This is a genomic window from Acidovorax sp. 100, from assembly GCF_003688355.1.
Classification (GTDB): Bacteria; Pseudomonadota; Gammaproteobacteria; order Burkholderiales; family Burkholderiaceae_C; genus Acidovorax; species Acidovorax delafieldii.
The window spans coordinates 959,756-979,288 of the sequence record NZ_REFD01000001.1; the positions used below are offsets into that span (position 1 = coordinate 959,756).

Sequence of the window (19,533 nt, forward strand, 5' to 3'; positions counted from 1 at the left end):
CGCTACGTCAGGCCGGGACCACAGCGCGCGGCGCGCGCACGGCTTCGGCACCCAGAAAACCAAAGTTCATCGCAGGCTGTTCGCCGCTGATCAGCTCGGCCAGGGCCTTGCCCGAGCCTGCACCGTGCGTCCAACCCAGCGTGCCGTGGCCCGCGTTGACCCAGAGCTTGCCCACGCGGGTGCGACCGATGAACGGGATGTTGGTGGGCGTGGCGGGGCGCAGGCCGGTCCAGTACTGCGGGTTGCCGCCTTCCTCGGGCGTGCGGGTGTCGCACACGCCGGGCAGGATGGCCTCGATGCGGCGCGAGAGCATGTGGCAGCGCGCGCGGGCCAGGGAGCTGTCGAGTGTCAGGTCCCAGCCGTTGAGCTCGATGGTGCCCGCCACGCGCAGGTGGTTGCCCAGGCGGCTCATGGCGATCTTCTTGCCGTCGTCGATGGTGGAGACCATGGGCGCACCCTCGGGCTTGAGCAGCGGGAAGGTCGCGCTGTAGCCCTTGCCAGGGTAGATCGGCAGGTCCACGCCCAGGCTGCGCAGCAGCGGTGCGCTGTACGAGCCGCAGGCCACCACGATGGCGTCCGCCTTCAATATGAAGTCTTTTTTGCCGCTTGCGCTAGTGGAATTTGGCATGACTGCTACTGAATCAATAGCATTACCAATCTTGTTCAGCCGCAGCACATCGTGGCCGTACAGGAACTGCACGCCGCGCGCTGCGCAGCGGCGGGCCAGTTCTTGGGTGAAGACCCGTGCATCGCCGCTCTCGTCGGTGCTGGTGTAGGTGCCGCCGGTGATCTTGTCGCCATAGGCCTTGAAGGCCGGTTCGATCTGCAGCAGCTCGTCGCGGCTGACCAGGCGGCGCTGTACGCCGTGCTTGCGCATCAGTTCGACCGCATGGCCTGCGGCGTCAAACGATTTCTGGTCGGTGTAGAAGTGGGCAATGCCGCGTTCGAGCCGGTTGTATTCGATGCCCGTGGTTTTCACCAGGTCCTTCAGCGCCGCATGGCTGTAGGCGCCCAGCGCCACAATCTGCTGCACATTGCGCTCGAACGCCGCGTCGTTGCACTGTGCGAGGAACTGCAGGCCCCAGCGCCATTGCTGCCAGTCCATCTGCGGGCGAAACAGCAGCGGGGCTTCCTTGTCGAACATCCACTTGAGCGCCTTGAGCGGCGCCTCGCGGTTGGCCCAGGGCTCGCAGTAGCTCACCGAGATCTGTGCTGCATTGGCAAAACTGGTTTCGAGCGCAGCATCGGGCTGGCGGTCGACCACGATGACCTCGTGACCGCGTTCCAGCAGGTGCCACGCCGTGCTGATACCGATGATGCCGGCGCCGAGAACAATGGTTTTCATATGCGGAATGCCTTGTGAGCCTTTGCGTGCCACACGCCCCAGTGCGGGACACGATGGGGCGCAGTGTGCGCGACATTGCATTCAACTAAAAGCAAAATTAAACTTACTCCAAAAACATCAGCGCACCTAATGAATAGCGCTGCGGAGACAACCCTCTTTTGTTCGAGCCCGAGACCATGAGCACCTACGATCCCGCCGCCCTGGAATGCCTTGCCGCCATCGTTGAAGAGGGCGGCTTCGAGCGCGCCGCGCAGCGCCTGAACGTCACGCAGTCGGCCGTCTCGCAGCGCCTGCGCGCGCTGGAGGCGCAGGTGGGCTCGGTGCTCATCGTGCGCAGCCGCCCGCTGCGGCCCACGTCGGCCGGGCAGCTGCTGCTCAAGCACACCAAGCAAATGCGCCTGTTGCGCGCCGACCTGGAGCGCGACCTGCAGGAGCTGGCGCCCAGCGCGCCGGGGGGCTCGCGCGAAGACGAGCGCATCTCGATCGCCATCAACGCCGACAGCATCGCCACCTGGGCCATGGGTGCGCTGCACGATCTGGTGCGCCAGCGCCTGCCACTCGAAATCATTGTGGACGACCAGGACTTCACGCAGGAATGGCTGCGCTCGGGCCAGGTGCTGGGCTGTGTGACCACGCTCAAGCAGGCGCTGCGCGGTTGCAAGATGGTGCCGCTCGGGGCCATGCCCTATGTGGCGGTGGCGTCGGCCAGTTACGCGCAGCAGTACCTGCCGCAGGGGCTGACGCCCCACAACTTCCGCGACGTGTCGTTTCTGTCGTTCAACCGCAAGGACGACATGGCGGCCGAGTTTGTGGCCCGTGCGTTCGGGCTCAAGCGCGTGGCGCTCAACCACCTGTTTGTGCCGGGCTCCGAGGCGCAGATGCGTGCGGTGGCCGCTGGCTGGGCCGTGGGGGTGATGCCCGAGCTGATGGCGCGGCAGGCGCTGGCCGACGGCAGCATGGTGGACCTGGCCCCAGGCCGCTCACTGCCGATCCAGCTCTATTGGCATTGCTGGAACCTGGAGTCCGAGCTGCTGGATGCATTGTCGGCAGCGCTGACAGGCGCCGCGGCCCAGGCGCTGGTGTCCTGACACGGCCTTGCTGTTCGCCACATGCGGGGCGCAAGGCACGGTTTGTGCTGTCAAAAACGTGAACGACGTAGTTGCATTGCAACTTAGTCATTTATTTTTTTACTGCAATGTATAAAATGGACGCCATGCAAACGCCGCAACCCAAAGTCTCTTTCAAGGAGCAGATGCATCAGGCCCGCGAGGATGCCATCCTCCAGTCCGCCTGCCGCCTGCTGGGCGAAAAAGCCTTCGACGCCATGACCATGGACGACGTGGCCAACGCCGTCGGTATCGCCAAGGCCAGCCTGTACAAGCATTTCTGCAGCAAGGAAGAGCTGTGCAGCGCCGCCATGGTGCAGATCCTTGGGCGCGTACAGGCTTATCTGGCAGGGTTGCCGGCCGACATGCCCCCGCTGGAAAAGCTGCATGCGCTGGTGCGCTGGTCGCTGGAGCGCCTGCTGACCAACGAGATGCCCCTGCTGCCGAGCCGCAACTCCACCCTGCGCGCGGTGCTCATGGCCAACAAGGACTACCTGAACGGGCTGGTGGCGGTGAGCGACCAGATTGGGGAGTGGATCACCCAGGCCCAGGCCCAGGGGGTGATCAGCCCCACGCTGCCGCCGCTGGTGGTGCTCTACACGCTGTATGCGCGCGCCTGCGACCCTGTGGTGAGCTTCCTCAAGGAAGGCGGACAGTATTCGGACGCCGAAATCGTGGACCTGGTGGTGCGCACCTGTTTTGACGGGCTGGCGGCGCGTTGAGCCGGGCGGCTTCATAGGCCACACAGCAAAAAGCCCGGCATGCCGGGCTTTTTGCTGTGTGGGTGCTGCGCCGGTGGGGCCAGGCAGCACCTGCAGTCCTGTCACTTGGGCAGGATCACCTTGTCCACCACGTGGATCACTCCATTGCTGGTGAACACGTCGGTAGCCACAATGCTGCTGGTGCGCATGTTCTGGTCGGTGATCACCAAGCTGGCGTTGATGGTGAAGGTCTGGCCCTGCACGGTGGTGATGGCGGTATTGACGGGCACTTCGGCCTTGAGCACGCGCGCGGGCACCACGTGGTAGGTCAGCACCTGGGTCAGCAGGGTCTTGTTGGCCAGCAGCGCGTCCTTGGTCACGCCCAGCTCGGTCAGCAGCGCCGCGAACGCGGCGTTGGTGGGGGCAAACACAGTGAAAGGGCCAGCGCCTTGCAGTGTGCTCACCAGGCCCGCGGCCACTACGGCCTCGACGAGGATGCTGAAGTCCGGCAGGGCCGAGGCCGTGGCCACGATGTCCTTGTCGGCGGGCAGCAGCACCTTGTCCACCAGATGCACCACGCCGTTGCTGGCCTGGATGTCGGTGCTGGTGATGGTGCTCACGCGGTTGCGGCCGTCGGTGATCTTCAGGCCGTTGTTTGACTCGATCTTGAAGAAGCCGCCCGACACCGGCGTGATCGCCTTGCCCAGGGGCACATCAGCCCGCATCACCTTGCTGCCCAGCACGTGGTAGGTCAGCACGGCGGTCAGCAGGGGTTTGTTGGCCAGCAGCGCTTCCTTGGTCACGCCCAGTTCGGTCAGCAACGCCGCAAACGCCGCGTTGGTGGGCGCGAACACGGTGAGCGTGCCTGTGCTCAGCGTGGGCGCCAGGCCAGCTGCGACCACGGCTTCGACCAGGATGCTCAGCTCGGGGGTGTTTTGCGCCAGCTCGACGATGTTGCGCTGGGGTTCGTCGTCGCTGCCCCCGCAGGCCTGCAACAGGGTGGTGCTGGCGCCCAGGGCGGCGGCCATCAGGACGGTGCGGCGATTGAATACGGTGTTCATGGCGGCTTCTCCTCGTGAATGGATGGTGGGTGAAAAGAGCGGTGGTGCCTGTGGCTTACTTGGGCATCAGCACCGTGTCGATCGCATGGATCACGCCGTTGCTGGCGGCCACGTCGGCGGCGATGACCTTGGACTGGTCCACCATCACGCCCATGTTGGTGGTGACGGTGAGTTCCTGGCCTTGCACGGTCTTGACCTTGCCCGCCTTCACATCCTTGGCCATGACCTTGCCGGGCACCACGTGGTAGGTCAGCACCTTGGTCAGTGCGGCCTTGTCAGCCAGCAGGCCGTCCAGCGTGGCCTTGGGGATCTTGGCGAACGCTTCGTCGGTGGGGGCAAACACTGTGAACGGGCCGGGGCCCTTGAGGGTGTCCACCAGACCGGCGGCCTGCACGGCGGCCACCAGGGTCTTGAAGTTGCCCGCCTTCACGGCGGTATCGACGATGTCTTGCGCCATGGCGCTGAAGGTGGCGCCAGCGGTCAAAGCGAGTGCAATCAGGGTCTTCTTCATGGGTCGTTCCTCTCGGTTTCGATGGAAATGACACGCCAAGATGGGCGTGGCGCGAATGTATAACCATTTGGTACGAAAGTAAACTGATTGGTTATTCAATAACCATTTAGTCGTAACGAGATGAAAAAAAGCCCTGCAAGGCAGGGCTTTGGGGTGGGCGTTGCGCCGTTGTGCGCTGTGGACCTGTGCGTTCAGCGAACGATCAGCAGCGGCACCTTGCTGTGGGCCAGCACCTGGGTGGTCACCGAGCCCATCACCAGCGTGGCGATGGCGCCATGGCCGTGCGAGCCCATGACCAGCAGGTCGAACTTGCCGGTGTCTGCCACCTTGGCAATGGTCTCGCCCACCGCGCCGACCTTGACGCTGCGCTTGGCATCCACCCCGTGGCGGCCCAGGAACTTGCACACCGGGGCGAGGATTTTTTCGGCTTCTTCCGCGTGGTAGTTGTCGACCACTTCCTTGCCCAGCGCGGCGCGTGCGCGGGGAGGCAGCGGGGCCTGCACCGTCAGCACGGTGTAGGTGTGGGTGCCGCCCAGCAGTTCTTCGTGGGTGGCCAGGTAGGCCAGCATTTTCTTGGTGTAGGCGCTGCCATCGACAGCAAGCAGGATGTTCATAGTGTTCTCCGAAAAAGGATGAAGCAGACTACTCTGCGCGGGTGCCTGTTGTCTTGACCTGGGTCATGTTGTTCTGTTCGGCGCGTGGCGGATTCGTACGAACCGCGCACCGATCATACGGTGACCATGCAGCGCGGCTGAAACGCTATCTGCTCGCCCTTGCGCGCATAACCCAGCGGGTTGGCCACCACCCGGCACTGCCAGGCGGAGCCATCGCTGTGCGTGCCCTGGGCGGTGTAGTCGCTGGGCGCATGCAGGTGGCCGTGTAGCCACAGCGGGGTGTACATCAGCAGGTCGTCCAGCGCGTTGCAAAACCCCGCCGTGCCAGGCACCAGGCCGTAGCGGGGGTCGGCGCTGCGCAGGCTGGGCGCAAAGTGGGTGACAACCACGGTGGCACCGTCAAATGGCTGCTGCAGCGCATCGCGCAGCCACTGCTGGCAGACCAGCGCCTGATCGCGCATGGGTTCGGCCAGAAACGGCTCCGCGTGGCGCGTGCCACCGGTCTTGCGCAGGTAGAAGTTGGCCGCGCGAAAAGCCTTGTCGCGCAGCTTGAGCCGGCGCGTGAGGTCGGTGGTGCCTTCGTGGTCGGCCAGCGCGTCGAAATCGCTCCAGAGCGTCGTGCCGACAAAGCGCACGCCTTGCAGCACCAGGGTTTCACGTTCGAGCCACGCAATGCCCAGGCGGTCGCAGGTCCGGCGCAGCCGCAGGTGCGCGGCATCGAAGTCCTGGGCGTCGTACTCATGGTTGCCGGGCACAAACAGCACGGGGGTCGGCCAGCCTGCATATTGGGACAACGGCGAAAACCGGGCCAGGCCGAAGTCGTCGTCGTCCAGTTGAGAGCCCTGCTGGTAGGAGCCCACGTCCCCCGCCAGCACCAGCACATCGGCGCCAGGGGCGGGCTCGGGCACAAAGTGGGGGTGTGCCTCCAGATGGAGGTCGGACAAAAGCTGGATATTCATCAGCCGTGCAGTCTAAGGCGTGCCGTGCAGGTCCTGCCCCGGAAAGGTGCGCCGTGCTGACCGTGCAAGCGCCTGCAGCAGCCAGGTCATTGCAGCCTGCTGGGGGCCGCGCCGGCGCCACAGGGCATCCACGTGCACGGCGGGCACGTCCAGGGGCAAAGCCCGTTGCACCAAGGCGTCGGCGATGCCGGTCACTGGCACAAAGTGGCGCGGCAGCACGGTCAGCAGGTCCGAGCCCGACACCACCCGACCGGCCGTGAAGAATTGGTTGACCGTGATCACCACCTTGCGCTCGCGGCCCAGGGACGCCAGGGCCTCGTCGATGAAACCAAAGGGGCGCCCCGAGAAGCTCACCAGCATGTGGCGCGCGGCGCAATAGGTGTCCAGCGTCAGCGGCGCGTCGGCCAGAGGGTGGCCCTGGCGCATCACGCACACGTATTCGCCGTCGTACAGCCGGCGGCTTTCAAAGGCCACCACGCCGCCTGATTGCGCCCGCGCGGTGAGGTCGGCCAGTGCCGCTGGAAAGTAACCCACAGCCATGTCGGCCGCCTCTTCTTCGAGCAGACGCCGGGGGTCGCGCGTGGTCAGCGGCAGCACACGGATGGAGATGCCGGGGGCTTCGCGCTCGATGATCTCCACCAGGGCCGGCACCAGGGTCGCCGCCGTGGCATCGGCCATGGCCAGCACAAAGGTGGACTCCGCCGTTGCCGGGTCAAAGTGCCCCGGCGCCAGGGACTCCTGCAAATGGGCCAGCGCCTCGCGTACAGGGGGCCACAGGGCCAGTGCACGTGGCGTGGGCTCTACCCCCTGGCCGCTGCGCACCACCAGTTCATCGCCCACCACATCGCGCAGGCGCCGCATGGCATTGCTGACGGCCGGCTGGGTGATAGACAGCTTGTGCGCAGCCCGGGTGAGGCTGCGCTCGGCCATCACTTCGTCAAAGACGCGCAGCAGGTTCAGGTCCAGGGAGCGGAAGTTCAAGGGAATCATGGTCACCCGAGAGCATATTCATCACTGATATGAATATCAATGATTCAAAATATAAACTTGAACATGCAAAGGGTAAACCCTAATATCACCCCATCGCCCGGCAATCTCGCCACAAGCGTTAGAAAAGGGAAACCGAAATGACCGCCTTTGCACACGTTGAGTACCCCACCGAACACCCCGGCGTTGTCCGCGCCGAAAACGCAGCCGCCGCTCTGAAGAGTGCTGCCGCCCATTTTGACGGCGCGCGTGGCGCAGCCTCCCTGCTGTTGGCCGCCGTGGTCTCCGCGCTGCTGGTGGTGGCCAACCAAGTCATCGACACCTGGACCGAAGGCCACCTGCTGGCTGCCTGGATGGTGCTGTGGCTCGTGGCCTTTGCGGCCCTGGCGCTCCTGACCAGCCCCGCCCGCCGCGCCGGTGTTGCGCTGCGCGGCACTGCGCTGGCATGGGCTGAAAGCCGTCGCCGCGCTGCTGAAGATCAGCGCACCTGGCAAGTCGCCCTGAAGGACCCACGGATCATGGCTGAACTGAACCATGCCATGGGCATTCCCACGGTGAACAGCATCCGCAAGTACTACTGAAGCATTTGCGCGGCGCACGCTGCGCAGAGACTCCCATTCAAAGCCGTGGCTGACGCCACGGCTTTTTTGATGCCCCGTTGCGCCCCGCGTGCAGTGTGTTCTTGCAGTGCCCGCACGAGAAAAAAAGCCGTCCCGCAAGGGCGGGACGGCTTTGAATGGTCAGCTTCCTTGACTGAATGTCGTAGCGTCAGGCACCCAAACGCTTTTGCAGTTGCGCCTTGGTATCGAGCAGCGCCTTTGGCAGGTGGTAAGCCAGCTGTTCGAAGTGCGCATCGTGCAGCTTGAACTCTTCGGCCCAGGCCGCCTTGTCGATGCTGGTCACGGCGTCAAACTTCTGGGCGCTGAAGTCCAGGCCCGTCCAGTTGATCTCTGCGTACTGCGGGGCCACGCCGAACATGGTTTCCTGGCCTTGGGCCTGGCCTTCGATGCGGTCAATCATCCACTTGAGCACGCGCATGTTGTCGCCATAACCGGGCCAGACGAACTTGCCAGCCTCGTCCTTGCGGAACCAGTTCACGCAGAACACCTTGGGCAGCGCCTTGCCGGTGGCGGCAATCTTGCCTTCCATGTTGAGCCAGTGCTGGAAGTAGTCGCTCATGTTGTAGCCGCAGAACGGCAGCATGGCGAACGGGTCGCGGCGCACCACGCCCTGGGCGCCAAACGCAGCGGCAGTGGTCTCGGAGCCCATGGTGGCAGCCATGTACACACCTTCGGTCCAGCTGCGGGCTTCGGTCACCAGGGGCACCGTGGTCGAGCGACGGCCGCCGAAGATGAAGGCATCGATGGCCACGCCATTGGCGTCATCCCACTGGGCGTCCAGTGCGGGGTTGTTGGTGGCAGCCACCGTGAAGCGCGAGTTGGGGTGGGCGGCCTTGGCGCCAGTTTCCTTGGCGATCTGGGGCGTCCAGTCCTTGCCTTGCCAGTCGATCAGGTGGTCGGGCAGCTTGCCCGTGTCCTTTTCCATGCCTTCCCACCACACGTCGCCGTCGTCCGTCAGGGCGACGTTGGTGAAGATCACGTCCTTGTCCAGGCTGCGCATGCAGTTGGGGTTGGTGTGCATGTTGGTGCCGGGAGCCACGCCGAAGTAGCCAGCCTCGGGGTTGATGGCGTACATCTTGCCATCGGCATGGGGCTTGATCCAGGCGATGTCATCACCGATGGTGGTGACCTTCCAGCCGGCAAAGCCCGCCTCGGGAGGCACCAGCATCGAGAAGTTGGTCTTGCCGCAGGCGCTGGGGAAGGCCGCTGCCACGTGGTACTTCTTGCCGGCGGGGTTGGTCACACCCAGGATGAGCATGTGCTCGGCCAGCCAGCCCTGGTCGCGGCCCATGGTCGATGCGATGCGCAGAGCCAGGCACTTCTTGCCCAGCAGAGCGTTGCCACCGTAGCCCGAGCCGTAGGACCAGATCTCGCGCGTTTCGGGGTAGTGCACGATGTACTTGACCTTGGGGTTGCAAGGCCAGCTGGTCGTGTCCTTCTCGCCTTCGGCCAGGGGCGCGCCCACGGTGTGCATGCAAGGCACGAACTCGCCTTCCACACCCAGCACGTCGTACACGGCCTTGCCCATGCGGGTCATCAGGCGCTGGTTCACGGCCACGTAGGCGCTGTCCGTGAGCTCCACGCCGATGTGGGCGATGTGGCTGCCCAGTGGGCCCATGCTGAACGGCACCACGTACATGGTACGGCCCTTCATGCAGCCGTCAAACAGTGGCTGTAGCGTGGCGCGCATTTCAGCGGGAGCCATCCAGTTGTTGGTGGGGCCAGCGTCTTCCTTGGCGGCCGAGCAGATGTAGGTGCGGTCTTCCACACGGGCCACGTCCGATGGATCGGACCAGGCCAGGAAGCTGCCGGGGCGCTTGGCGGGGTTCAGCTTCTTGAAGGTGCCGGCATCGACCAGCTGCTGGCACAGGCGGTCGTACTCTTCCTTGGAGCCATCGCACCAGTAGATGCTGTCGGGTTTGCACAGGGCGGCCATGTCGGCCACCCAGGCGAGCAGCCGGGCGTTTTTGACGTAAGCGGGGGCGTTGAGATTCAGGCCCTGCATCGTGGGTGCGTTCATCGGGGAGCTTCCTAAGTTGAAAAAACGTTTTTTCAAAGGAAGCGGACCGGGCGGGTCACGGCGAGGCCTGGGGCAGTTGCGGTGCTGAGCGCTGCCTTTGAAAAAACGGCTTTCGTGCTCAGTCGGCGGGCGGGAGCGTGTGTCAGCCCCACGGGTGGAGGCTAGTTCCACGGATTCCGCGGGTCGGCTGGGATGTCAATTTTATGAATCTGCCGCCGGTTTGTCTGTCAGACTGGGGTCAAAACCATGCAAAAATAACATAGGCTTATGCATGGTTCTTGCCCCCATCTTCGTGGACTTTGGGACTAGGCGGTCGTGGCACCGCTCCAGCGCTCATAGCCGCTTTTGCGCAGCGCGCAGGCCGGGCAGGTGCCGCAGCCATAACCCCAGGCATGCAGCGTGTCGCGCACACCGTGGTAGCAGGTGTGCGAGTCGTTCACGATCAGATCGACCAGTGCCTGCCCACCGAGGGCCCGGGCCAGTTCCCAGGTCTCGGCCTTGTCCAGCCACATCAGCGGGGTATCGAAGGTGAAACGCTGTCCCATGCCCAGCGACACCGCGACCTGCAGCGCCTTGAGCGTGTCGTCACGGCAGTCGGGGTAGCCCGAAAAATCGGTCTCGCACATGCCGCCCACCAGGGTGTGCAGGCCCCGGCGGTAGCCCACGGCAGCCGCCAGCTGGAAGAACAGCAGGTTGCGCCCCGGCACAAAGGTGTTGGGCAGGCCTGCGGCGGTCATCTGGATCTCGGTGTCGCTCGTCAGCGCCGTGTCGCTGATGTGGCCCAGGACCGCCAGGTCCAGCATGTGGTCATCGCCCAGCCGGGCGTTCCACTGTGGAAACTGCGCGCGCAGCGATGACAGCACGGTCTGCCGCGCCTGCAGTTCGATATGGTGGCGTTGGCCATAGTCAAAGCCGATGGTTTCGACATGGGCAAAGTTCTCCAGGGCCCAGGCCAGGCAGGTGGTGGAGTCTTGGCCTCCGGAAAAGAGGACGAGTGCGTGTCCGGGTCTCATGGGGGTTCTCCAGGTCAAACGAGGGTGGGAGTGGGGGCTGGACGAAAAAAAGCCCCGCACTGCGGGGCTGTGGTGGAGGCCTGCCGGAGCGGTCAGGCCATCATCACGGCGATGAACGCCAGCAGGAACATCATGATGCCGCCCACCACCGGCAGCACGACGGGGACCACGTGAACGACGTTTTCCACAGGGTCGTTCGATGGTGTTGCGGGGGCGTGCGAGTTGTTGTGGTCAGACATGGTGGGCTCCAGATGCTTAAAACTTGCGCAATTCTAGCCGCGAGAACCTGTGCAGGAGCAAAACCCTGTGGTCTCTATGAACAGGCTCTCAGATCAGGTCGGCCTGCATGCCCGCCGCCCGCAGCTGTCCCAGCACCTCATCCACATGGGGCTTGCCCCGGGTTTGCAGCACCAGTTCGATCTCCACGTTCTGCGCGGCCAGCATGGTGAAGGCGCGCTGGTGGTGCACTTCCTCGATATTGGCGCCCGCGTCGGCCACGGTGGCGGTGATGCGCGCCAGCACGCCGGGCACATCGCGTGCGCTGACCTTGATGCGCGCCAGGCGCCCCGAGCGCACCATGCCGCGCTCGATGATGGCCGCCAGCAGCAGCGGGTCGATGTTGCCGCCACACAGCACCAGGCCCACGCGCTTGCCCTGGAAGCGTTCGGGGTAGCGCACCAGCGCCGCCAGGCCGGCGGCGCCTGCGCCTTCGACCAGGGTCTTTTCGATCTCCAGCAGCATCAGCACCGCCTGCTCGATGTCGCCCTCGTCCACCAGCACCAGGTCGTCCACCAGGCGCTTGACGATCTCCTGCGTGATCTTGCCCGGCGTGCCCACGGCAATGCCCTCGGCTATTGTTGATGTGCCCTGCGGGTGGTGCGTGCCCTTGACCGCGTTGACCATGGCCGGGAAGCGCATGGTCTGCACGCCGATGACCTCGATGCCGGGCTTGATCGCCTTGGCCGCCGTCGCCACACCCGAGATCAGCCCGCCGCCGCCCACGGCAATCACCAGCGTGTCCAGTTCGGGCACGGCTTGCAGCATCTCCAGGCCCAGCGTGCCCTGGCCGGCGGCCACGCCTTCATCGTCATACGGGTGCACAAAGGTCAAGCCCTGCGCATCGGCCAGCGCGTAGGCGTGGGCGCGTGCCTCTTCCAGGGTGTCGCCATGCAGCACCACCTCGGCGCCAAAACCGCGCGTGCGCTCCACTTTCACACCGGGGGTAAAACGCGGCATCACGATCACGGCGCGCAGGCCCAGTCGCTGCGCGTGATAGGCCACGCCCTGGGCATGGTTGCCGGCGCTCATGGCCACCACACCCCGCGCACGCTCCTCGTCCGTCAGCAGCGTGAGCCGGTTGCAGGCGCCGCGCTCCTTGAAGGACGCGGTGAACTGCAGGTTCTCGAACTTGAGGAAGACCTGCGCGCCCACGATCTGCGAGAGCGTCTTGGATTCCACACAGGGGGTGTCCAGCACCTGGCCTTGCAGGCGGGTGGCGGCGTCGCGGATGTCTTGGAGGGTCAGCATGGGCCGATTGTGGCGCAACGCGGGCCGGTGGAGCACTGTGGCGGGTGCCGGGCAAGAAATTGAATGAAAAGTGCCGCAAGCGCTAGAAATTCATGCACTGTTTGCTATCAATTTTGATTGTCTATTTGATTCCCAGCCTGCGCGCCAGTTTGTGCAGGTTGCTCGCGTCCACCTCCAGCGCACGCGCGGCCTGGGCCCAGTTGCCCTGGTGGCGCGCCAGGGCCTGCGTGATGGCGTGCCGTTGGCAGGCATCCACGGCATCGCGCAGCGGGCTGTCGGCGGTGTTTGGGGTGGTGGCGGTCGCGGGCAGCTCTGCCGCCGGGGTGGAGGCGCTGGTGTTCAGCGGGGCATGGGCCGCGCTGGCCGCGTCGGCGTCCAGGTCGAGCAGCGCGGGCTCCAGCGTCACGATGTCGGCCCGGTTCACGCCCCGGCTCAGGGCCTTGAGGGCGGCGCGGCTGATCACATGCTCCAGCTCGCGGATGTTGCCGGGCCAGGGGTAGCGGCGCAGTGCCGCCTGTGCCGAGGTGGACAGCCGCAGGCTGCGCAGGCCCAGGCGCGCGCGGTTGAGTTCCAGGAAGCGGCCCGCAATCAGCAGCACATCGTTGCCCCGTTCGCGCAGCGGCGGGATGGGCACGGGGTACACCGACAGCCGGTGGTACAGGTCGGCGCGAAACGCGCCGTCGCGCACCTGGTCGCGCAGGTTGCGGTTGGTGGCGGCGATCACGCGCACGTCCACGCGGCGCGGGCGGTCGGCGCCCAGGCGCTGGATCTCGCCGTTCTGCAGCGTGCGCAGCAGCTTGGCCTGCACGGCCAGCGGCAGCTCGCCCACCTCATCTAGGAACAGCGTGCCGCCCTCGGCCGCCTCGAAGCGCCCGGGCCGATCGGCCACTGCGCCGGAGAACGCACCGCGCACGTGGCCAAAGAGTTCGCTCTCGGCCAGGGACTCGGGCAGCGCCGCGCAGTTCACGTGCACCAGCGGTTTGGTTCGGCGCGTGGATTGGCGGTGTAGCAGGCGCGCGAACAGCTCCTTGCCCACGCCGGTTTCACCCAGCAGCAACACGGGCAGGTCCGAGCCTGCCACCACCTCCAGCTCGTGCAGCAGGCGCAGCAGGGGCTCGCTCTGGCCGACGATCTCCATGTCGCCGTCGCCCGCGCGGGTGGTGCGCTCGTCGTCGGCGCTGCGGGTGTGGGGGGCGCTGCGCAGCGCCTGCACCTCGCGCTCCAGCCGCGAGATGCGCACGGCCGCCTCCACCAGCACCTTGCAGTCGGCCAGCGCGGCGCGTGCGGCGTCGCCGAAGGTGCCGGTCTGCAGTGCGTCGAGCGTCAGCACGCCCCAGGGCTGGCCGTCCACCCACAGGCTCACGCCCATGCAGTCGTGCACGGGCAGGGGCTCGCCCACCAGGGTGTCGAGCAGGCCGTCGTAGGGGTCGGGCAGGGTGCTGTCGTGGTCAAAGCAGGTCACCTCGCGCCGCGCCAGGATGGCCGCGAGCCGGGGGTGCTGGCCGACCACAAAGCGCCGGCCCAGCGCCTCGCGCACCAGGCCCTCCACGGCCACGGGGCGCAGGTGGTCTTCCTCCAGCTGCAGCAGCGCCACGGCGCCGGAATGAAAGCGCGTGCGCAGGTGGTCCACCAGCCGCTGCAGGCGCACAGCCTGGGGCAGGTCGGTGGCCAGGTCGGCCAGCAGGGAGCGGTGGTCCATGGTGATATTTACCTCTAATGGGTGAATTAAACCCTATATAGAGGCGGTTAAAAAGACCATGAACGGCGTAAGTGGTTGATTTGATGGGCCTGCGGCCCTGGTCCGGCGCTTGCGATGTGGGCAGTGACACCGATTCACTCGTTCCGAAAAGCCATGACCACAAGACCCCGACCCCATGCCGCCAGCGCCCGCTGGCGCCGCCCCTTCGTTGTTGTTCTGTTGAGGCAGGAGGCCCGCCATGGGTAACTACCGCAAGCTCTGGTTCACGCTGATCGGCGTGCTCATCGTCACCTTCAGCCTGCTGGGCTACTACGGTGCCGAGGTCTACCGCACCGCGCCGCCCATTCCCGACAAGATCGCCACCGCCGGAGGCGAAGTTCTCTACACCCACGACAGCATCCTGGACGGTCAGACCGCCTGGCAGTCGGTGGGCGGCATGCAGCTGGGTTCCATCTGGGGCCACGGCGCCTACCAGGCGCCCGACTGGACAGCCGACTGGCTGCACCGCGAGCTGCTCAACTGGCTTGACGTCGCCGCCGAGCGTGCGCACGGCAAGCCCTTTGCCGAGCTCGACGCCGCCGCCCAGGCCGTGCTGCGCGACCGCATGAAGACCGAGTACCGCACCAACACCTACAGCCTCGAGACGGGTGTGGCCACGGTGTCGTCCACGCGGGCCGACGCGATCGCGATGACCGCGCTGTACTACGACCAGCTCTTCAGCGACGCGCCCGCGATGCACAAGACCCGCGAGCATTTCGCCATGAAGGAGAACACCCTGCCCAGCGCCGAGCGGCGCGCGCAGATGATGGGCTTCTTCTTTTGGACGGCCTGGGCCGCCGCCACCGAGCGCCCCGGCACCACAGCCACCTACACCAACAACTGGCCGCACGAGCCACTCATAGGCAACCAACCCACCGCAGAGAACATGGTCTGGTCGGTGATGAGTGTGGTCGTGATGATGGCGGGCGTGGGCTTCCTCGTGTGGGGCTGGTCTTTCCTGCGCAAGCATGACGAGGTGGAGCCCACGCCACCCCAGCACGACCCGCTCTCGCGCGTGCCGCTCACGCCGTCGCAGCGCGGGCTGGGCAAGTATTTGTTCCTCATCGTGGCGCTGTTCAGCTTCCAGGTGCTGCTGGGTGGCTTCACGGCCCACTACACGGTGGAGGGCCAGCAGTTCTACGGCATCAACGTGTCGCAGTGGTTCCCGTATTCGCTGGTGCGCACCTGGCACATCCAGAGCGCGCTGTTCTGGATCGCCACGGGCTTCCTGGCTGCCGGCCTGTTCCTCGCGCCGCTCATCAACGGCGGCAAGGAACCGGCCTACCAGAAGCTGGGCGTGGACATCCTGTTTTGGGCGCTGGTGGTGGTGGTCGTGGGCTCGTTCACCGGCAACTACCTGGCCATCGCGCAGATCATGCCGCCCGAGTGGAACTTCTGGCTGGGCCACCAGGGCTATGAATACGTGGACCTGGGCCGCCTATGGCAGATCGGCAAGTTCACCGGCATTGCCTTCTGGCTGGTGCTCATGCTGCGCGGCATCGTGCCGGCGCTGCGCACCCCCGGCGGCGACAAGAACCTGCTGGCGCTGCTGACGGCGTCGGTGGTGGCCATCGGCCTGTTCTACGGCGCGGGTTTCTTCTACGGCGAACGCACCCACCTGTCGGTGATGGAGTACTGGCGCTGGTGGGTGGTGCACCTGTGGGTAGAGGGCTTCTTCGAAGTCTTCGCCACCACGGCGCTGGCCTTCATCTTCTCGACGCTGGGGCTCGTGTCGGTGCGCATGGCCACCACGGCCAGCCTGGCCTCGGCCTCGCTGTTCATGCTGGGTGGTGTGCCCGGCACCTTCCACCACCTGTACTTTGCAGGCACTACCACCCCGGTGATGGCCGTGGGCGCAGCCTTCAGCGCGCTCGAAGTGGTGCCGCTGGTCGTGCTGGGCCACGAGGCCTGGGAACACTGGCGCCTGCAGCACCGCACGCCCTGGATGGCCCGCCTGCGCTGGCCGCTGATGTGTTTCGTGGCCGTGGCCTTCTGGAACATGCTGGGCGCGGGTGTCTTCGGCTTCATGATCAACCCGCCCATCTCGCTGTACTACGTGCAGGGCCTGAACACCACGCCGGTGCATGCCCACGCCGCGCTGTTCGGGGTGTATGGCTTCCTGGCGCTGGGCTTCACGCTGCTGGTGCTGCGCTACATCCGGCCGCAGCTGGTGTTCAGTGAGCGGCTCATGACGACGGGCTTCTGGTGGCTCAATGCCGGCCTGGTGCTGATGATCGCCACCAGCCTGCTGCCCATCGGCTTGTTCCAGTTCCACGCCAGCGTGAGCGAAGGCCTGTGGTACGCCCGGGGTGAGGCCTTCATGCAGCAGCCTTTCATCCAGACGCTGCGCTGGGTGCGCACCTTCGGCGACGTGGTCTTCATTGTCGGCGCGCTGGCCATGGCCTGGCAGGTAGTAAGCGGCGTGTTTGGCTCGCGGGCCCCTGCTGCCAACGCTGGCGCCTACCTCGCGGAGACCCGCCGCTGATACGCCACCGACCTGCGCCGCGCGCCACCACCCCCCTCGGCGGCAGCGCAGGTCCTTCATTCATCCCACAAGGACTGTCCATGAACCTCGAAAAATTCAAGCACCAGCACACCGACATCCTGCGCAGCATCGCCACCTTGCGCGCCCTGGCCCACGCAGGCGTGGAGGCCAACGCCACGGCCATCGCCCAGGGCATTGTGGCGATGAGCGGCACCATCAAGCTGCACCTGGCCGTGGAAGACCAGGTGCTGTATCCCGCGCTGCAGCGTGGCGGCAATGTGGAACTGGCGCGCCTGGGCCGCCAGTACCAGAGCGAGATGGCCTCGATTGCCAGCGCCTACGACGCCTTCGCGCGCCGCTGGAACACGGCCGAGAACGTGCGCCGCGATGCGCAGGATTTCCGCAATGAGGCCAACGTGGTGCTGCGCCGGGTGTTCGAGCGCATGCAGCGCGAAGACCATGACTTCTATCCCCGCATCGAGGAGGAAGAAGCCGCCTGCCATTAAGCAGTCCTCCTGCTCCCACTGCATGCCTGCGCATGCACCTCTGATCCATCGGTAGGGCCTGACGGCACCTTCCTTTTGCCGGCCTTTGTGCCGGCATTTTTTTACCCCTGCTTACCGCCTCGATTGTGTTGGGTCAAACTACCTATAGTGTTTGATGGGTATCGTGGACACCATAGGTAGTGTTTCTAAACCGTTCCATAGATTGGTCGAACCCATGGCGCCCACCCTTGTCACCCTGCCCCGCGATGTTGTGTTGCGCAGCGGCCAGCGCGCTCCTTTTGATGCCGAACGCATCCGCGCTGCGCTGGCCAGTGCGGGCCAGGCCTCGGGTGAATATGGCGCAGAAGAAGCCGCGTTGCTCACCGCGCAGGTCACCAAGGTGTTGTTCCACCGCTTCCATGGCGAGGCACCCACGGTCGAACAGATCCAGGACGTGGCCGAGCAGACCCTCATCGCCGCCAACCACCTGGCCACGGCGCGTGCCTACATCGTCTACCGCGAGCAGCACGCCACGCTGCGCGCGGACAGGCAGACGCTGGTCGATGTGGAAAGCTCCATCAACGAATACCTCACGCGTGCCGACTGGCGCGTGAACGCCAACGCCAACCAGGGCTATTCGCTGGGCGGGCTGATCCTGAACGTGGCGGGCAAGGTCACGGCCAACTACTGGCTGTCGCACGTCTACACGCCCGAGATCGGCAAGGCGCACCGCGAAGGCGACATCCACATCCACGACCTCGACATGCTCAGCGGCTACTGCGCAGGCTGGTCGCTGCGCACGCTGCTGCACGAGGGGCTCAACGGCGTGCCGGGCAAGGTGGAGGCGGGGCCGCCCAAACACATGAGTTCGGCTGTGGGACAGATCGTGAACTTCCTGGGCACGCTGCAAAACGAGTGGGCGGGCGCGCAGGCGTTCTCGTCGTTCGACACCTACATGGCGCCGTTTGTGCGCATCGATGCCATGGACTACGCCGCCGTGCGCCAGTGCATCCAGGAGCTGGTCTACAACCTCAACGTGCCCTCGCGCTGGGGCACGCAAACGCCGTTTACCAACCTCACCTTCGACTGGACCTGCCCGGAAGACCTGCGCGAGCAGGTGCCCGTGATCGCGGGCCAGGAGATGCCCTTCGCGTATGGCGACCTGCAGGCCGAGATGGACCTCATCAACCGCGCCTACATCGACGTGATGACCACGGGCGATGCCAAGGGTCGGGTGTTCACCTTCCCCATCCCCACGTACAACATCACCAAGGACTTCCCGTGGGAGAGCGAGAACGCGCGCCTGCTGTTCGACATGACGGCCAAGTACGGCCTGCCGTACTTCCAGAACTTCATCAACTCCGAGCTGGAGCCCAACATGGTGCGCTCCATGTGCTGCCGCCTGCAGCTCGATTTGCGCGAGCTCTTGAAGCGCGGCAACGGCCTGTTCGGCAGCGCCGAGCAGACGGGCAGCCTGGGCGTGGTCACCATCAACTGTGCGCGGCTGGGCTACCAGCATGCCGGGGATGAAGCGGGCTTGCTCGCCGCGCTAGACCGCCTGCTGGAACTGGGCAAACAAAGCCTGGAGACCAAGCGCAAGCTGATCCAGCGCCTGATGGACCAGGGCTTGTTCCCCTACACCAAGCGGTATCTCGGCACGCTGCGCAACCACTTTTCCACGCTGGGCGTGAACGGCATCAACGAGATGATCCGCAACTTCACGGCGGACCAGCACGACATCACCAGCGACTGGGGCCACGCCTTCGCGGTGCGCCTGCTCGACCATGTGCGCGAGCGCATGACCGCCTTCCAGGAGGAAACCGGCCACCTCTATAACCTGGAGGCCACACCCGCCGAAGGCACGACCTACCGCTTCGCGAAGGAAGACAAGAAGCGCTGGCCCGGCATCCTGCAGGCGGGCACGGCCGAGCAGCCGTACTACACCAACTCGTCGCAGCTGCCCGTGGGCTTCACCGACGACCCGTTCGAGGCCCTGATGCGCCAGGAGGCGCTGCAAGCCAAATACACCGGCGGCACCGTGCTGCATCTGTACATGGGCGAACGCTTGTCCAGCGGCGCGGCCTGCCGCGACCTGGTGCGGCGCGCGCTCACACGGTTTCGCCTGCCCTACATCACCGTCACGCCGACGTTCTCGATCTGCCCCAGCCACGGCTATCTGGCGGGCGAGCACCCGTTTTGCCCGCGCTGCGATGAAGAACGCCTGGCCGCCAAGCGTGCGGCACGGGCGGCCTGAACGCAGGGTTGCCGCGCATTGACGTCAAACAGCCCGTTGGTGCCGGTTTTATAAGCACAGACAGCTATTGATTTCATAGTGAATCAACGGGGCAGGCAGAACCCCGT

At 65.4% G+C, this 19,533-nt stretch carries 17 protein-coding genes; 6 read left to right on the plus strand and 11 right to left on the minus strand.

Annotation, left to right across the window (positions count from 1 at the left end):
* Positions 1-7 precede the first annotated feature (7 nt).
* Complete coding sequence (locus C8C96_RS04515; RefSeq protein WP_121941575.1) at positions 8-1,345, minus strand: D-amino acid dehydrogenase; 1,338 nt, start codon at positions 1,343-1,345, stop codon at positions 8-10.
* Between the two features lie 176 nt (positions 1,346-1,521).
* Between C8C96_RS04515 and C8C96_RS04520 the strand changes: the two genes are divergently transcribed.
* On the plus strand, positions 1,522-2,433 hold the full coding sequence (locus C8C96_RS04520) for a LysR family transcriptional regulator ArgP (protein WP_056057711.1): 912 nt from the start codon (positions 1,522-1,524) through the stop codon (positions 2,431-2,433).
* A 116-nt stretch (positions 2,434-2,549) separates the two neighbouring features.
* Positions 2,550-3,173, plus strand: a complete 624-nt coding sequence (locus C8C96_RS04525) for a TetR/AcrR family transcriptional regulator (RefSeq protein ID WP_082522288.1) — start codon at positions 2,550-2,552, stop codon at positions 3,171-3,173.
* Between the two features lie 101 nt (positions 3,174-3,274).
* Here C8C96_RS04525 and C8C96_RS04530 read toward each other — a convergent pair whose 3' ends face one another.
* The 5 genes from C8C96_RS04530 to C8C96_RS04550 form a co-directional block, all read right to left on the minus strand.
* The gene (locus C8C96_RS04530; protein WP_099731587.1) at positions 3,275-4,213 is read right to left on the minus strand and encodes a fasciclin domain-containing protein; all 939 of its coding nucleotides are present in this window, start codon (positions 4,211-4,213) and stop codon (positions 3,275-3,277) included.
* A 55-nt stretch (positions 4,214-4,268) separates the two neighbouring features.
* The gene (locus C8C96_RS04535) at positions 4,269-4,724 is read right to left on the minus strand and encodes a fasciclin domain-containing protein (RefSeq protein ID WP_056057084.1); all 456 of its coding nucleotides are present in this window, start codon (positions 4,722-4,724) and stop codon (positions 4,269-4,271) included.
* A gap of 191 nt (positions 4,725-4,915) precedes the next feature.
* Positions 4,916-5,338, minus strand: coding sequence for a universal stress protein (locus C8C96_RS04540; RefSeq protein ID WP_015011999.1), 423 nt, complete (start codon positions 5,336-5,338; stop codon positions 4,916-4,918).
* 113 nt (positions 5,339-5,451) lie between these two features.
* The gene (locus C8C96_RS04545) at positions 5,452-6,297 is read right to left on the minus strand and encodes a metallophosphoesterase (RefSeq protein WP_116748535.1); all 846 of its coding nucleotides are present in this window, start codon (positions 6,295-6,297) and stop codon (positions 5,452-5,454) included.
* Between the two features lie 12 nt (positions 6,298-6,309).
* Positions 6,310-7,287, minus strand: coding sequence for a LysR family transcriptional regulator (locus C8C96_RS04550; RefSeq protein ID WP_056742341.1), 978 nt, complete (start codon positions 7,285-7,287; stop codon positions 6,310-6,312).
* Between the two features lie 137 nt (positions 7,288-7,424).
* On the opposite strand from C8C96_RS04550, the gene C8C96_RS04555 reads away from it, so the two are divergent.
* Positions 7,425-7,865 (plus strand): hypothetical protein, encoded by a 441-nt coding sequence (locus tag C8C96_RS04555; RefSeq protein ID WP_056057089.1) that lies wholly within the window; start codon positions 7,425-7,427, stop codon positions 7,863-7,865.
* Between the two features lie 187 nt (positions 7,866-8,052).
* On the opposite strand, the gene C8C96_RS04560 is transcribed toward C8C96_RS04555, so the two are convergent.
* The 5 genes from C8C96_RS04560 to norR all read right to left on the minus strand — a co-directional run bounded on the left by C8C96_RS04560 (position 8,053) and on the right by norR (position 14,163).
* Positions 8,053-9,924 (minus strand): phosphoenolpyruvate carboxykinase (GTP), encoded by a 1,872-nt coding sequence (locus tag C8C96_RS04560; RefSeq protein ID WP_121941576.1) that lies wholly within the window; start codon positions 9,922-9,924, stop codon positions 8,053-8,055.
* 305 nt (positions 9,925-10,229) lie between these two features.
* Positions 10,230-10,937: a 7-cyano-7-deazaguanine synthase QueC gene (gene queC / locus C8C96_RS04565; protein WP_116748539.1), complete on the minus strand. Its 708-nt coding sequence runs from the start codon at positions 10,935-10,937 to the stop codon at positions 10,230-10,232.
* Positions 10,938-11,029: 92 nt separating this feature from the next.
* The gene (locus C8C96_RS24985; protein WP_199737436.1) at positions 11,030-11,176 is read right to left on the minus strand and encodes a hypothetical protein; all 147 of its coding nucleotides are present in this window, start codon (positions 11,174-11,176) and stop codon (positions 11,030-11,032) included.
* An 88-nt stretch (positions 11,177-11,264) separates the two neighbouring features.
* A complete protein-coding gene (locus C8C96_RS04570; RefSeq protein WP_121941577.1) occupies positions 11,265-12,464 on the minus strand; it encodes a threonine ammonia-lyase in 1,200 nt (399 codons plus the stop codon).
* 121 nt (positions 12,465-12,585) lie between these two features.
* Positions 12,586-14,163 carry a nitric oxide reductase transcriptional regulator NorR gene (norR, locus tag C8C96_RS04575; RefSeq protein WP_121941578.1) on the minus strand — a complete coding sequence of 526 codons (1,578 nt, stop codon included), beginning with the start codon at positions 14,161-14,163 and terminating at the stop codon, positions 12,586-12,588.
* A 238-nt stretch (positions 14,164-14,401) separates the two neighbouring features.
* On the opposite strand from norR, the gene C8C96_RS04580 reads away from it, so the two are divergent.
* The 3 genes from C8C96_RS04580 (at position 14,402) to C8C96_RS04590 (ending at position 19,426) form a co-directional block, all read left to right on the plus strand.
* Complete coding sequence (locus C8C96_RS04580; protein WP_121941579.1) at positions 14,402-16,687, plus strand: nitric-oxide reductase large subunit; 2,286 nt, start codon at positions 14,402-14,404, stop codon at positions 16,685-16,687.
* An 80-nt stretch (positions 16,688-16,767) separates the two neighbouring features.
* Positions 16,768-17,193, plus strand: coding sequence for a hemerythrin domain-containing protein (locus tag C8C96_RS04585; protein ID WP_121941580.1), 426 nt, complete (start codon positions 16,768-16,770; stop codon positions 17,191-17,193).
* A gap of 214 nt (positions 17,194-17,407) precedes the next feature.
* Positions 17,408-19,426, plus strand: coding sequence for a ribonucleoside triphosphate reductase (locus C8C96_RS04590; protein ID WP_199737437.1), 2,019 nt, complete (start codon positions 17,408-17,410; stop codon positions 19,424-19,426).
* Positions 19,427-19,533 lie beyond the last annotated feature (107 nt).

Bases quoted from the DNA above. Each gene is read 5' to 3' on its own strand.
- queC (WP_116748539.1), bottom strand. From the start codon at position 10,937: ATGAGACCCGGACACGCACTCGTCCTCTTTTCCGGAGGCCAAGACTCC.
- C8C96_RS04520 (WP_056057711.1), top strand. From the start codon at position 1,522: ATGAGCACCTACGATCCCGCCGCCCTGGAATGCCTTGCCGCCATCGTT.
- C8C96_RS04570 (WP_121941577.1), bottom strand. From the start codon at position 12,464: ATGCTGACCCTCCAAGACATCCGCGACGCCGCCACCCGCCTGCAAGGC.
- C8C96_RS04515 (WP_121941575.1), bottom strand. From the start codon at position 1,345: ATGAAAACCATTGTTCTCGGCGCCGGCATCATCGGTATCAGCACGGCG.
- C8C96_RS04590 (WP_199737437.1), top strand. From the start codon at position 17,408: ATGGCGCCCACCCTTGTCACCCTGCCCCGCGATGTTGTGTTGCGCAGC.
- C8C96_RS04560 (WP_121941576.1), bottom strand. From the start codon at position 9,924: ATGAACGCACCCACGATGCAGGGCCTGAATCTCAACGCCCCCGCTTAC.
- C8C96_RS04545 (WP_116748535.1), bottom strand. From the start codon at position 6,297: ATGAATATCCAGCTTTTGTCCGACCTCCATCTGGAGGCACACCCCCAC.
- C8C96_RS04540 (WP_015011999.1), bottom strand. From the start codon at position 5,338: ATGAACATCCTGCTTGCTGTCGATGGCAGCGCCTACACCAAGAAAATG.
- C8C96_RS04555 (WP_056057089.1), top strand. From the start codon at position 7,425: ATGACCGCCTTTGCACACGTTGAGTACCCCACCGAACACCCCGGCGTT.
- norR (WP_121941578.1), bottom strand. From the start codon at position 14,163: ATGGACCACCGCTCCCTGCTGGCCGACCTGGCCACCGACCTGCCCCAG.
- C8C96_RS04530 (WP_099731587.1), bottom strand. From the start codon at position 4,213: ATGAACACCGTATTCAATCGCCGCACCGTCCTGATGGCCGCCGCCCTG.
- C8C96_RS24985 (WP_199737436.1), bottom strand. From the start codon at position 11,176: ATGTCTGACCACAACAACTCGCACGCCCCCGCAACACCATCGAACGAC.
- C8C96_RS04585 (WP_121941580.1), top strand. From the start codon at position 16,768: ATGAACCTCGAAAAATTCAAGCACCAGCACACCGACATCCTGCGCAGC.
- C8C96_RS04550 (WP_056742341.1), bottom strand. From the start codon at position 7,287: ATGATTCCCTTGAACTTCCGCTCCCTGGACCTGAACCTGCTGCGCGTC.
- C8C96_RS04580 (WP_121941579.1), top strand. From the start codon at position 14,402: ATGGGTAACTACCGCAAGCTCTGGTTCACGCTGATCGGCGTGCTCATC.
- C8C96_RS04535 (WP_056057084.1), bottom strand. From the start codon at position 4,724: ATGAAGAAGACCCTGATTGCACTCGCTTTGACCGCTGGCGCCACCTTC.
- C8C96_RS04525 (WP_082522288.1), top strand. From the start codon at position 2,550: ATGGACGCCATGCAAACGCCGCAACCCAAAGTCTCTTTCAAGGAGCAG.